This is a genomic window from Zoogloea sp. JDB1 (assembly GCF_056724025.1).
Window position 1 is genome coordinate 1,850,204 of the sequence record NZ_CM161496.1, and the last position, 13,638, is coordinate 1,863,841.

10 protein-coding genes are annotated in these 13,638 nt (G+C 67.2%); 9 read left to right on the forward strand and 1 reads right to left on the reverse strand.

All coding sequences use genetic code 11. The annotated features are described in order from the left end of the window. Positions 1–47 precede the first annotated feature (47 nt). Entirely contained in the window at positions 48–836 is a 789-nt protein-coding gene (gene tcdA, locus AC1PPK_RS08200) for a tRNA cyclic N6-threonylcarbamoyladenosine(37) synthase TcdA (RefSeq protein ID WP_481117347.1), read from the forward strand. Here the strand turns inward: tcdA and AC1PPK_RS08205 are convergent. After that, entirely contained in the window at positions 811–1,656 is an 846-nt protein-coding gene (locus AC1PPK_RS08205) for a peptidoglycan DD-metalloendopeptidase family protein (RefSeq protein ID WP_481117348.1), read from the reverse strand. The genes tcdA and AC1PPK_RS08205 overlap by 26 nt on opposite strands. A 110-nt stretch (positions 1,657–1,766) precedes the next feature. Between AC1PPK_RS08205 and AC1PPK_RS08210 the strand changes: the two genes are divergently transcribed. From AC1PPK_RS08210 to AC1PPK_RS08245, 8 genes are all read left to right on the forward strand, one after another. Then, entirely contained in the window at positions 1,767–2,132 is a 366-nt protein-coding gene (locus AC1PPK_RS08210; protein ID WP_481117349.1) for a sirohydrochlorin chelatase, read from the forward strand. Positions 2,133–2,293: 161 nt separating this feature from the next. Beyond that, complete coding sequence (locus AC1PPK_RS08215) at positions 2,294–3,346, forward strand: efflux RND transporter periplasmic adaptor subunit (RefSeq protein ID WP_481117350.1); 1,053 nt, start codon at positions 2,294–2,296, stop codon at positions 3,344–3,346. 2 nt (positions 3,347–3,348) lie between these two features. After that, positions 3,349–6,615 (forward strand): efflux RND transporter permease subunit, encoded by a 3,267-nt coding sequence (locus AC1PPK_RS08220; RefSeq protein ID WP_481117351.1) that lies wholly within the window; start codon positions 3,349–3,351, stop codon positions 6,613–6,615. Then, positions 6,612–6,836, forward strand: a complete 225-nt coding sequence (locus AC1PPK_RS08225; RefSeq protein WP_481117352.1) for a YgaP family membrane protein — start codon at positions 6,612–6,614, stop codon at positions 6,834–6,836. The genes AC1PPK_RS08220 and AC1PPK_RS08225 overlap by 4 nt, the downstream gene beginning before the upstream one ends. 60 nt (positions 6,837–6,896) lie before the next feature. Further along, entirely contained in the window at positions 6,897–10,307 is a 3,411-nt protein-coding gene (locus AC1PPK_RS08230) for a PAS domain-containing protein (RefSeq protein ID WP_481117353.1), read from the forward strand. Continuing rightward, on the forward strand, positions 10,304–11,209 hold the full coding sequence (locus tag AC1PPK_RS08235; protein ID WP_481117354.1) for a response regulator: 906 nt from the start codon (positions 10,304–10,306) through the stop codon (positions 11,207–11,209). Before AC1PPK_RS08230 ends, AC1PPK_RS08235 begins: the two co-directional genes overlap by 4 nt. A gap of 66 nt (positions 11,210–11,275) precedes the next feature. Next, positions 11,276–12,838: a SpoIIE family protein phosphatase gene (locus tag AC1PPK_RS08240; protein WP_481117355.1), complete on the forward strand. Its 1,563-nt coding sequence runs from the start codon at positions 11,276–11,278 to the stop codon at positions 12,836–12,838. A gap of 130 nt (positions 12,839–12,968) precedes the next feature. Then, positions 12,969–13,544, forward strand: coding sequence for an ANTAR domain-containing response regulator (locus AC1PPK_RS08245; RefSeq protein WP_481117356.1), 576 nt, complete (start codon positions 12,969–12,971; stop codon positions 13,542–13,544). Positions 13,545–13,638 lie beyond the last annotated feature (94 nt).

Consider the following 13,638-nt stretch of genomic DNA (forward strand, 5'->3'; position numbering starts at 1 on the left):
ATGGCCCCGTCAGGTATATTTGCGCGCCCGAACCGGATTTACGCACCATGGAAAAGACCGATCTCGATGCCCCCGACGATTCCCGCCGCTTCGGCGGCTTGGCCCGCCTTTACGGAGAGGCCGGGCGGACCCGGCTGGCAGAGGCGCGGGTCTGCGTGGTGGGCATCGGTGGTGTCGGCTCGTGGGCGGCGGAAGGGCTGGCCCGCAGCGGCATCGGTCGGCTGACCCTTATCGATCTGGACCACGTCGCCGAATCCAACATCAATCGGCAGATCCACGCCGCGGACGCGACCCTCGGCCAGGCCAAGGTGGAGGCCATGCGTGAGCGCATCGCCGGCTACAACCCGGCCTGCCGGGTGGACGTTGTCGATGATTTCGTGACCATCGATAACACCGCCGAGCTGCTCGGTGCGGGTTTCGACTACGTGGTGGATGCCATCGACGCCGTGCGCGTGAAGGTGGCGATGATCGCCTTCTGCCGGCGTACCGGCGTGCCGGTGATCACCTGTGGCGCCGCCGGCGGGCAGATCGATCCGACACAGATCCGCGTGGACGACTTGTCGCGGACGATCCAGGACCCGCTCCTGGCCAAGGTGCGGGGGCAACTGCGCAAGAGCCATGGCTTTGCCCGTGACCCGAAGAAGAAGTTCGGCGTGGAGGCGGTGTTCTCCACCGAGCCGCTGCGCTACCCGTCGTCCGACGTGGCCTGCGAGGTGTTGGTGGGTGGGCCGGCCGGTCTCAACTGCGCCGGCTTCGGCTCGGTGGTGACGGTGACCGCCAGCGTCGGCCTGTTCGCTGCCGCGCGGGTGCTCAACGGGCTGGCGGCGGCTCGATGAACAGGGCCGGGTCGACCGCTGCGCCGTTGAGATAGACGCTCCAGTGCAGATGGGGGCCGGTGGCGCGGCCGCTGCTGCCGGACTGGCCGAGCACGTCGCCGCGGCGCACCGCCTGGCCGAGCTGGACGCTGGCCTTGTCCAGGTGGCAGACCATGCTGACGAAGCCCTGGCCGTGGTCCACGAAGACGGTCTTGCCATTGAAGTAGAAGTCGTCCACCAACGTCACCACGCCGTCGGCGGGGGCGTGTACGGCGGTCCCGGTCGGTACTGCCACGTCCAGCCCGGTATGCGGGGCGCGCGGCTCGCCGTTAAAGATCCGGCGCAGGCCGAAGCGGCTGGACAGGCGGCCGGTAGCTGGCAGGGCGAGGTCCGTGCGCGGCACGGCCACGTCGCGGAACTGGCTGCGGACGCTGATCTGGCGGTCCCGCTCTGCGTTGATGCGGTCCAGATCTTCGTCGTCGGGGGTGACCATCTTCGGGTTCTTGATTGTCAGCCGTTGTACCGGGTAGGCCTTGGCGGCCACGTGGAAGGGCCGGGGGCGTCGGGCTGCGTCGGGGCCGACTTCCAGGTATTGGTCACCGACCGGCGTGTCGAGGGGCAGGCCGACCAGTGCGTACCAGCCTTCCTGGCGCTGCTGCAGGAATACCGGGTGGCCGGCATAGCGGACCTCCGGGCGGGGGGCGCCGGCCTCGGCGACGAGGATTGCGGCGACGCCGCCGGGGACAGATTCTGGGCGCAGCTCGGCGCGGGCGGAGAGGCTGCTGCAGGTCAGCAGGACGAGGGCGGCAACTGCGTGCCGGAGGCGGGGCGGAATGAACATGGCGGAGCAGGAACGCAGTGGGGTGGGGATTTGACCATGTTCCACCGGCTGCGTGGATTAACATCGAGTATGGTCACATCAGTTTTGATGCAGACAGGCAGGAGCAGAAGATGACGCAGGAAGCGATCGTGTTGTTCGCCCATGGGGCGCGGGATCCGCAATGGGCGGAGCCGGCACGCCGGGTGGCGGCGGAGGTGAAGCGCTTGAGGCCGGACGCGCAGGTGACGGTTGCCTTTCTCGAATTGATGGAGCCGACGCTGGCCGATGCGGTCGAGGCGGCGGTTGCCGCCGGTGCGCGTAGCCTGCGCATCGTGCCGCTGTTCCTGGCCCAGGGCGGCCACCTCAAGCGCGACGTGCCGGTGCTGGTGGAGGCTGCGCGGGCGCGTCATCCAGACTGTCGCATCGAGCTGGTGGAGGCGGTCGGCGAGGACGATGGCGTCGTGCGCGCGATGGCGGCGTATTCGGCCGGAGCCTGAAGCACTGGTGAGCGGAGCTGGTTTTGTCTGGGCGGGTTAATTTATTTACTCGCCCGCCCGCAGACTCTGGTCGGTCTACAGAGAAGAGAAGCCGTGAATTTGCCCCCATGGGAACCAGCGAGGGTCTTGACGCATTTAAATATTAGATTATTCTAATATTTATGTTCCGATACCTCCCAGCCCTGCGTGCCGGCCTGCTGGCCTGCCTCGTGTTCGCCCATGGGCCGCTGTTGGCGGCCGATGGCGCGGACGCCGTTCCCACCGTCCAGGTTCGCGCGCTGGCCCGCGCCGGTACCTACGTCAGCGAAGCCGTCATCGAGGCGGTCCGCCAAGCCACCGTTGCGTCCCAGGTGCAGGGCCGCGTGCTGGAGGCCAAGGTGGACGCCGGCGCACGGGTGCGCCAGGGCGAGGTGCTGATGCGCATCGACACCCGTGAGGCCGACCAGGCGGTGGCCGGCGCCGCGGCCAACGTCGCGGCGGCCCAGGCCCGGCTCGGCGATGCTCGCCTGGGCTTGGAGCGGGCCCGCAGCCTGAAGGCGCGAAATTTCGTCAGCGCTGCGGCCCTCGACCAGGCCCAGGCCGCGTATGACGCGGCGCTGGCCCAGCAGAAAGCGGCCGAAGCCGGGCGCGCGCAGGCCGACGCCTCCCGCGGCTTCGCCACCGTCACCTCGCCGCTGAATGGCGTCGTCGCCCAGCGCCTCACCGAGGCCGGCGAGATGGCCCAGCCGGGGCGCCCGCTACTGATCGTCTATGAGCCGGGCGGCCTGCGCGCGGTGGCCGACGTGCCCCAGGCCCGGCTGGCTGATTTGGCCAAGGCGGGCATGAAGGCACGGGTCGAGTTTCCCGAGTCCGGGCGCTGGCTGGAGACGGCGTCCGTCGTCGTGCTGCCGGCGGCCGACCCGCGGACCCACACGGCCCGCGTGCGGGTGAATCTGCCGCCGGATGTGGCCGGTGTGGTGCCGGGCATGGCGGCGCGCGTGCATTTTGCGGTTGGCGAGGCGCCGCGCCTGGCGGTGCCGGCGGCGGCGGTGCTGCGTCGCGGTGAATTGACCGGCATCTACGTGGCGGACGGCAAGGGTGGCTTCAGCCTGCGCCAACTGCGCCTCGGCAACGCGCTGGACGACGGCAGCGTCGAAGTACTGGCCGGCCTTGCCGGTGGCGAGAGCGTGGCCCTCGACCCGGTACGTGCCGGCCTGGCCCGGAAGGTACGCTAACCATGGGTATCGCCGGACGTCTCGCGGCGCTGTTCCAGCGCAACGCCCTCACGCCCCTGTTGGCCCTGGTGCTGATGCTGCTCGGCGTGTTCGCCGCGTTGATCACGCCGAAGGAGGAGGAGCCGCAGATCGACGTGACCATGGCCGACGTGATGGTGGCCTTCCCTGGCGCCTCAGCGAAGGACGTGGAAGCCCTCGTCGCCCGGCCGGCGGAGCAGGTGCTGTCGCGCATCGCCGGGATGGACCACGTGTTCTCGGTATCCCGCCCGGGTATGGCGGTGATCACCGTGCAGTTCAAGGTCGGTGTGAAGAACCAGGACGCCATCGTGCGCCTGTACGACACCATCCACAGCCACCGGGACTGGATCTCCCCGGAGCTCGGCGTGGCCGAGCCGATCATCAAGCCGAAGGGCATCGATGACGTGCCGATCGTAGCCCTTACGCTTTGGACGCGGGACGAGGCCCGCTCGGCCTTCGACCTGCAGCAGGTGGCGCAGGCGGTGGAGGTCGAGCTCAAGCGCGTCAAGGGCACCCGCGACGTGAGCACCATCGGTGGTCCCGGCCATGTGCTGCGCGTGCTGCTTGATGTAGGGCGGATGAACGCCTTCGGCATTACGCCACAGGACCTGAAGGGCGCGCTGCTGCTCGCCAATGCGTCCCAGCCGAGCGGCGTGCTGACCCGCGCTAACCAGGAGGTGCTGGTGCAGACCGGCACCTATGTGGAGAGCGCCGCCGACGTGCGGCGCCTGGTGGTTGGCGTGTCCGGTGGCAAGCCGGTGCATGTGGCCGACGTGGCGACGGTGCTCGATGGGCCGGACCAGCCGTCGCGCTATGTGTGGCATGGCCTCGGCAAGGGGGCGCCGGAGGCTGGCGCGGCGGCCGGCGAGCGCTTCCCGGCGGTGACCCTGTCGATCTCCAAGAAACCCGGTGAGAACGCGGCTGACGTGGCCGACGGAGTGATCCGCCGCATCGAGGCCTTGAAAGGCAGCATCGTGCCCGACGGCGTCGAGGTGACGATCACCCGCAACTACGGTGCGACGGCCACCGAGAAGGCCGACAAGCTGATCGGCAAGCTGGTCTTCGCGACCTCGGCGGTGGTGCTGCTGGTGTTCTTCGCGCTGGGCCGGCGCGAGGCGGTGATTGTCGGCGCGGCGGTGACCCTGACCCTGGCGGCGACGCTGTTCGCGTCCTGGGCCTGGGGCTTCACCCTGAACCGGGTCAGCCTGTTCGCGCTGATCTTCTCGATCGGCATCCTGGTGGACGACGCCATCGTGGTCGTCGAGAACATCCACCGCTGGCACACCCTGGAGCCGGGCAAGCCCCTGTGGCAGCTGATTCCGAAGGCGGTGGACGAGGTCGGCGGGCCGACCATCCTGGCTACCTTCACGGTCATTGCGGCGCTGCTGCCGATGGCTTTCGTGAGTGGCCTGATGGGGCCGTACATGAGCCCGATCCCGATCAATGCGTCGATGGGCATGTTCATCTCGCTGGCGGTGGCCTTCGTAGTGACGCCGTGGCTGGCCGGCAAGCTGATGAAGGGCGAACACGCTCCGGCGGACGCGGAAACTCCACCGGAACACGGCCCCGACCGCCTCACCCGCCGGCTCGAAGCCCTGTTTCGTCGCCTGATGACGCCACTGCTCGATCCGGTCCGCGGTGGTCGCGCCCGCGCCAGGCTGTGGTTCGGCGTGGTGCTGGCGATTGCCCTGTCGGTGTCGCTGGCGGTGGTGCAGCTGGTGGTGCTGAAGATGCTGCCCTTCGATAACAAGAGCGAGTTCCAGGTGGTTCTCGACATGCCGGTCGGCACGCCGGTCGAAGCCACCGCCGAGGTGTTGCGCGAGATCGGCGCTGAATTGGCCAAAGTGGACGAGGTCACCGATTTCCAGGCCTACGCCGGCACTGCGTCGCCGATCAACTTCAATGGCCTGGTCCGCCAGTATTACCTGCGTGCCCAGCCGGAGATGGGCGACATCCAGGTCAATCTGGTGGACAAGCACCACCGCAGCCGGCAGAGCCACGAGATCGCGGTGAGCGTGCGCGACGCGGTGGCCGCCATCGCCAGGAAGCACGGCGGCAACGCCAAGCTGGTGGAGGTGCCACCGGGGCCGCCGGTGCTGTCACCTATCGTCGCCGAGGTGTATGGCCCCGACTACGCCGGACAGGTGGCGGTGGCCGGCAAGGTCCGCCAGGCCTTCGAGGCCAGTGCGGACATCGTCGGCGTGGACGACACGGTGGACGAGGCGGCGCCCAAGCTGGTGCTGCGCGTGAACCAGGCCAAGGCGGCCCAGCTCGGCGTGGCCCAGGCCGACATCGTCGAAGTGGTGCGCCTGGGCCTCGGCGGCGAGAACGTCACGCCGGTGCATGGCGGCGACAACAAGTACGAGATCCCGGTACGCCTGACGCTGCCGGCGGAAGACCTGTCGGGCATCGAGCAGATCCTGCAGATGCGCGTCCGCGCCCGCGCCGCGGAGGCCGGCGGGGCGCTCGTGCCGGTGTCGGAGCTGGTCCAGGTAGAGCCGACGCGGCGGGAGCAGGTGATCTACCACAAGGACCTGCTGCCAGTGGTCTATGTGACCGGCGACATGGGGGGGCATCTGGATTCGCCGCTGTACGGCATGTTCGACATCCGCAGCCGCCTGAAGGACCTGCCGCTGGTCGGTGAGCGCCTGGCCGGCACGCTCGACGAGTGGTTCATCCACCAGCCCGACGACCCCTATGCGGCCTATGCCATCAAGTGGGACGGCGAATGGCAGATCACCTACGAAACCTTCCGCGACATGGGCGCCGCCTACGCGGTGGGCCTGGTGCTGATCTACGTGCTGGTGGTGGCCCAGTTCCGCAGCTATCTGGTGCCGCTGATCATCATGGCGCCGATCCCGCTGACCCTCATCGGGGTGATGCCGGGGCACGCGCTGCTGCACAGCCAGTTCACCGCCACCAGCATGATCGGGATGATCGCGCTGGCCGGCATCATCGTGCGCAACTCCATCCTGCTGGTGGATTTCATCGACCAGCAGGTGGTCGCTGGTGTGCCGATGGCCGAGGCCACCATCCACGCGGCGGCGGTGCGCGCCAAGCCGATCGGCCTGACCGGGCTGGCGGCGATGATCGGCGCGCTGTTCATCCTCGACGACCCGATCTTCAACGGGCTGGCGATCAGCCTGATCTTCGGCGTGCTGGTATCCACGCTGCTGACCCTGGTCGTCATCCCGGTCCTGTACTTTGCCGCCACCCACGGGCGCGGCGCGCATGGCGGAGAGCCATCATGAAGCTGAACATCAACCAGTGGGTGCGGGTTTTTGCCGGCACCTTCGTGCTCGTCTCCCTCGGCCTCGGTGTGGAGGGCAGCCCTTTCTTCGTCAGCCACAACTTCCTGTGGTTCACCGCCTTTGTAGGTGCCAACCTGCTGCAGAGCGGCTTCACACGCTTCTGTCCGCTGGAAAACATCCTGCGCAAGTTCGGCGTCAAGGACGAGGTCGGCTGCCGCTGATTGTGACGACGCGTGGCGGCGCCTCAAGCTTTGGGGCCGCAGGCCGTACACCTGCGGGTCATGAGTCCGATACCCGCTATCCCGTCGAGCCGCTTCCGGGCCGTCCTTCGCCACCTGCGCAGCTTGCCGCGGACGGAGCGGCGTTGGTTCGGCCTGGTTCTGGGGGTGGGGCTGCTGGCTACCGGGTGGGGATGGTCCTATCTGGCCGATCAGGACGCGGAGTTCGAGCAGGCCCGCCACGAGGCGGCGGCAGACCGGCTCGAGCATCAACTGAAGGAGCGTTTTGGCAAGGTCGATTTCATCCTGCGCGGGGTCACCGGGATGTTCTCCGCCCAATACCTCGTCGAGCGGCGTGAGTTCGAGACCTATGTGGCCGGCCTGAAGCCGACCGAGGCGCTGCCCGAGGTGCTGGGCATCGGCTTTGCACGGCGTGTCGAAGCGCAGCGCATCCCGGCCATCGAGGCCTTGCTGTCGGCCAGCTACGGCAAGCCGACCCGCGTGCTGCCGCGGCCCGATCCGCGGGGCCAGCGCCTGAGTTTTCCGCTGGTATATCTATGGCCGCTCAGCGATCGCGCAGATAGCGTGATCGGTCTGGATGGCTACGCCGACCCGATACGTCGGTGGGCGATGGACGCCGCGCTGAAGTCCGGCGAGATGGCGATGAGCGCTCTCGCCGAGCTGACGGGAAGGGATTCTGCCGAGAGGGTACCCGGCGTCGTGCTGTACCGGGCGGCGAGACCGGTCGACGAACTCGGTGCCAGCGACGGGGATGTTGCCGATGGACTTGTGGTGCTCGCCATTGCGGTGACGCCGATGTTCGACACGCTGCGTGTGGCGGCCATCGCTGGCTACGATCTGGTGGTGGATGACGTCACCGACGCGATACCTCGACGCGTCTACTCGGACGTGGCCACCATGCAGGTGTCGCCGGTGGTGGTGCGGGAAGTGCGCTTTGGCGAGCGCGACTGGCGCCTGTCGATTCTGGCTCCGCCAGCAACGAGCCAATGGGCGACATCCACGCTGGCCGCTTTGGGAGGCTGTGCGGCCAGTGTGTTGCTGGCCCTTGTGGTGGCGAGCCTGGCCGGGCAACAGAAGCGGGCCGAGAGCCTGGCTGCCGATATGACCCGGGAGCTGTGCGCCAGTGAGAAGCGCTTCGAGCTGGCCGTCTCGGCGACCGACGAAGGAATCTGGGAGTGGCAGGCCGACCGGCGCGAGATCTTCCTGTCAACGCGCTGCGACCGCCTGCTGGGTTACCCGGAGGGCGGATTGCCGCGCAGCGGACGCGGCATCCTGCGTTCCATGTCGGTGTCGGGGCGGCGCGATTTCATCGCCGCGTTCCGGAGCTTGATCCGTGATACGCGTGCCCTCGATTGCGTGGTGCCGATTGCCCGCGTCGACGGCAGCATTGGCTGGTTCCACCTGGCCGGCAAGGCCGAGTTCGATGCCGCTGGCAAGCCGTTGCGCACGGCTGGTGCCGCGTCCGATGTCACGGCCCTGCGGCGTGCCCGCCAGGCCGTGGTGGATTCCCATGCCCGTCTCGATGCGTTGTACCAGCACGCGTCCCTCGGTATGGCCCTGATCGACGCCGAGGGGCTTTACCAGCAGGCCAATCCGGCTTTTTGCCGCATTACCGGGTATTCGGAGGACGAACTGCGCGGCGGTTGCGAACTGGAGCCTGGAGCGAATGCCGATGGCGACCCGGCTGGAGCGCCGACGGTCATCGCCAGCGCCCGCGAGACCGAGTTCGTGCGCAAGGATGGGCGACGCGTACCGGTGCTGGTGACGACCACAGTGGTTGGCGGCAGCGATGGGCAGCGCTGGGTCATCGTCGAGGACGTGACGGCCCGCAAGGCCGAGCAGCAAGCCATTCAGGAGGCCCACGCCACCAACGAGTCCCTGATTGCCGCGATGCCCGACATGCTGTTCCAGCTCAATGGCGAGATGCGCATCGTGCGCTATCACGCGGACAGCCGGGAAACCCTGTCGATGCCGCCGGAGGCTTTTCTCGGCAAGCGCCTGGACGAGTCCCTGTCGCCGGACATGGCACGCCGCTTCGCCGAGGCGGCCCAGGCCGCGTCGCTCAGCGGGCTGTTGCAGCGTGTCGAGTACACGTCTGCCCGTGGGGGCCGCCAACGCCATTTCGAAGCGCGCTTCCGGGCCGTACGCACCGGCGGGGCACTGGCGGTGATCCGCGACGTTACCGACCTCAAGGAGACCGAACTGGCCCTGCGCGAAAGCGAGGCCCGCTGGCAGTTCGCACTGGACGGCGCCGGCGACGGGGTGTGGGACTGGAATATCGCGAGCGGCAAGGTCTTCCGCTCCCCGCGCTGGCTGAGCATGCTCGGCTATGGGGCGGAGGAGGCCGAGGATAGCGGCAAGGAGTGGGCGTGGCGGGTCCATCCCGACGACCTGTCGGGACTGCTGGCGGCCCGCGATGCGCATCTGCGCGGGGATACGCCCTATTTCACGCACCAGGCGCGGCTGCTCTGCAGGAACGGCAAGTACAAATGGGTGATGGCGCGGGGTCTGGTGGTGGAGCGCAACGACAACGGCCGGGCGCTGCGCATGATCGGCACGCAGACCGACATCGACGAAGTGAAGGCCCGCGAGGCGCGGATCCTCGACCACAACCTCGACCTGGCCACGCTGGTGGAGGCGCGTACGCGGGATCTGCAGGCCGCCAAGGAGGCTGCCGAGGCTGCCAACGAGGCCAAGTCGGTTTTCCTGGCCAACATGTCCCATGAGTTGCGCACGCCGATGCACGGCGTGCTCAGTTACGCCCGCCTCGGTGAAAGCCGCATCACCCAGGCTGGGCACGAGAAGCTGCGCGGCTATTTCCATCGCATCCGGGTCAGCGGCGAGCGTTTGTTGCTATTGCTCAATGATCTGCTCGACCTCTCCAAGCTGGAGGCCGGGCAGATGGTGCTGAACCTGCAAACGATGGACATGTCCAGGGTCGTGCAGGACGGACTGCGGGAGTTCGAGGCGCTGTTCCAGGCCCGCGCGCTGCAGGTGCGTGTCGAGCGGGACGCCAAACTGCCACGTATCAACGGGGACGCGGCGCGCTTGGGGCAGGTAGTGATGAATCTGCTGTCGAATGCCGCCAAGTTCACGCCGGAGGGCAAGGGTATCCTGCTGTCCCTGCATGTTGGTCGGCTGTCCGATGGCGCTGCCACGCCGGCTGCGCAAGACGGCCCTGCGCTGGTGTTCTGCGTGTCCGACGAAGGGGTGGGCATTCCGGTGGGGGAACTCGGCGCGGTCTTCGACAAGTTCGTGCAGAGCAGCCGGACCCGTACCGGCGCTGGTGGAACGGGGCTGGGGCTGGCGATCTGCCAGGAGATCGTCGCCGCTCATGGCGGCTTCATCCGCGCGCGCAATAATTCGGCCGGCGGTGCAGAATTCATCGTCGCATTGCCGTTGGCCGAACAGGACAGGCCGACGTTGGCAGAGGCCAAAGAAGGAGAAACATGAGCAAGGCAAGAATACTGGTCGTAGACGACGAACCTTTCAATCTGGATATCGTCGGTGAATACCTGGATGAAATGGGCTTCGAACTGGTGATGGTGGATTCCGGCGAAGCGGCCTGGCAAGCCTTGAGTCAGCAGGACTCCCGCTTCGACCTGGTCCTGCTCGACCGCATGATGCCGGGCATGGACGGCATCAGCGTGCTGCGCCGGATCAAGAGCGACGAACGTCTGCGTTCGATCCCGGTGATCATGCAGACCGCTGCGACCTCACCCGAACAGGTCCGCGAAGGGCTGGCGGCCGGGGCTTTCTACTACCTCACCAAACCTTTCGAGGGCGAGGCGCTGCAGACCATCATCCGTTCCGCCCTCGACGACATGCGCGTGCGCCGCGAGCTGACCGCCAGCCTGGCCGAGCAGGCGCAGGCCTTCCGCTGCATCAAGGAGGGCGAATTCCGCATCCGTACCCTCGAAGAGGCGCGGGTGCTGGCCTCCTTCATCGCCTTGCTGGGGCCACAACCGGACATGCTGGCGATGGGCTTGTCCGAACTGTTGGTGAATGGTGTCGAGCACGGCAACCTGGGGATCGAATTCTCCGAGAAGAGCCGCCTGCGTGAGAGTGACAGCTGGGAGGAGGAGATCACCCGGCGGCTTGCTTTGCCGGAAAACCGGGACAAGGTCGTGCGTCTGCGCGTGCGCAGCGACGACAGCCGCTGGGTGTTCGAGATCCGCGACGATGGCGAAGGCTTCGACTGGCGCCAGTTCCTCGATTTCGATCCGGAGCGTGCCTTTGCCCCCAACGGGCGTGGCATCGCCCTGTCCCGCCAGCTGGCCTTTGCGAGCCTGACCTACCTGCCGCCGGGCAACCAGGTTGTGGTCACGGTTCCCAAGGTCCAGGGCCTGGTCTGATACGTACTGGATGGATATGCGGGCGCGCCGCCTAAGGGCGCGCCCGCCAACTGCAGAGACTCTGTAATGGCAGAAAAACCGTTGCGCGTGCTGGTTGCGGATGACATTGCGTCGAACCGGAGCATCGTAGGCACTTTCCTGGCCCACCTGAATTGCGTTCCCATCTATGCGGAGGATGGCGTCGAAGCCGTCGAGCTGTTCCGGCGCGAATCGCCGGACGTGGTGTTGATGGACCTGATGATGCCGCGGATGGATGGCTTCGAGGCAATCCGCCAGATCCGAAGCATCGCCGGCGATCGCTGGGTACCGGTGATCATCCTGTCGGCCCTCAGTGGTGAGGGAGACATCGTTCATGGGTTGGACATCGGTGCCGACGATTACCTGGCCAAACCTCTGTCCTTCCCGGTTTTCGCCGCGCGTTTCAAGGCCCTGCGCCGCCTGCTCGACATGCAGCGGCGGCTGGCGAGTTCCCTGGAGCAGGTCCGGGCGGTGGCCAACGGGGTCATCGACGGCATCATCTCGGCCGACGAGAATGGCCGCATCCTGTCGGTGAACCGGGCGGCAAGCCAGATCTTCGGCTATTCGTCGTCGGAGATGATCGGGCAGCTCCTCGGCATGCTGATGTCGGATGGCGATTTCGGTACCGAGCTGTCCATCCCCAGGCTGTTGTCGTCCGGGCAGATGAAGGCCGGCGGTCAGATCCGCGAGATGCTGGGGCGCCGCAAGAGCGGTGCGACCTTCCCGATGGAGGTCGGAATGTCCGATCTCCAGTTGCCCAACCGGCGCATGTTCATTGGTGTCGTCCGCGACGTCTCCGAGGCGCGCCGCATCCAGCGCCAGCTGGTCGAAGACGCAGCCCGTCTGCAGCGCTACCACGACGAGTCGGAGCGCGAGCAGGAGCTGGCGATGAACATCATGGAGCGCCAGATCCGCAGCGACTGGCTGCACGACCGCGCGGTGCAGTATGCGGTGCTGCCGGCGCGCAATTTCTCCGGCGACGTGGTGGCCGTGGCGCGCGCGCCGGACGGCGCCCTGTACGCGATGCTGGCCGATGCCACCGGCCACGGGCTGGCCGCTGCGGTGAGCGTGCTGCCTGCGCTGGGAGCCTTTTATCGAGGGGCTGCGCGCAATGCACCGCTGACGAGCCTGGTGACCGAGCTCAACGATCTGTTGTGCGGCCTGCTGCCCGCCGGGCGCTTCGTTGCATCGGCGCTGGTACGCCTGGAGGCCGCTGCACCGCAGGGGCAGATCTGGGTCGGTGGCGTGCCCGACGTGCTGCTGATCGATGAGCGTGGTACGGTGCTGCAGCGCTTTGTTTCCCGGCAGCTGCCTCTCGGCATCCTGCCCTCTGCGGAGGCCGGGATTGCCTGCGAGGTCTTCGGCTGGAATGCTGCGTCGCAGATCGTGCTTTGCTCGGATGGCCTGACCGAGGCCGAGAACCGCCAAGGCCAGTCCTTCGGCAATGCCGGCCTGGAGCAGACCCTGCGTGCAACGCCGCCGGCGTCGCGGGTGGCCGGCCTGCGCGAGGCGCTGACCCGTCACCTGGGCCGCCAGTCGGCGGCTGACGATGTGTCGGTGCTGATCCTCGACTGTCTGGTCGATGGCGAAGGGGCCGCCCGGGCGTCGTGATGACGACCTATCCCTGCAGTGAGGGTGAATGAACTTGCCTCCACCTGTTACCCTCATAAGGGGAGCAGGTTGATGTATCTCTGGCGCACTTCATGCTTTAAAGTGCCATGTCTTTCCAGGGTGTTTTCTCATGCTTCGAGTGCTCGTTGTCGATTCCTCCCGAGAGCGTGCCGCGGACGTTTGCGCAGCGGTGGCGCTCGCCGGCCATCAGGTGGCGGCGGTGTTGTCGAATGCCTTCGATCTGTCCGAGCAGGTCCTGGCCACCAAGCCGGACGTGATCTTCATCCAGGCCGATTCCCCCAGCCGCGACACCCTCGAGCATCTGGCCATCATGAACCGGGACTGTCCGCGCCCGGTGCTGCTGTTCTCGCAGGATTCCGATTCGGCGGCGATCCGCCGGGCCGTGAAGGCCGGCGTTTCCTCGTATGTCGTTGATTCGGTGTCGTCCGAGAGGCTCGATTCGCTGGTCGAGGTGGCCATTGCCCAGTTCGAGGCCTTCCAGCATCTGCGTGCCGAACGGGATGACGCGACCCGCAAGTTGAGCGAGCGCATCATCGTGGACAAGGCCAAGGGTGTGCTGATGAAGGCCCGCGGCCTCGACGAGGATGCGGCCTATCACGCGCTGCGCAAGCTGGCGATGGAGCGCGGCCGCAAGGTGGCCGACGTGGCCCAGGATGTGATAGATATGGCCAACCTCCTACTCTGAATGGAGTAGTGCCCGGCAGGGCGTGGATATCGATGGGGCGGTGGCGCGAAGGCGCTACCGCCTTTTTTCTTGTGGATTTACCGGTCTTTCCTCG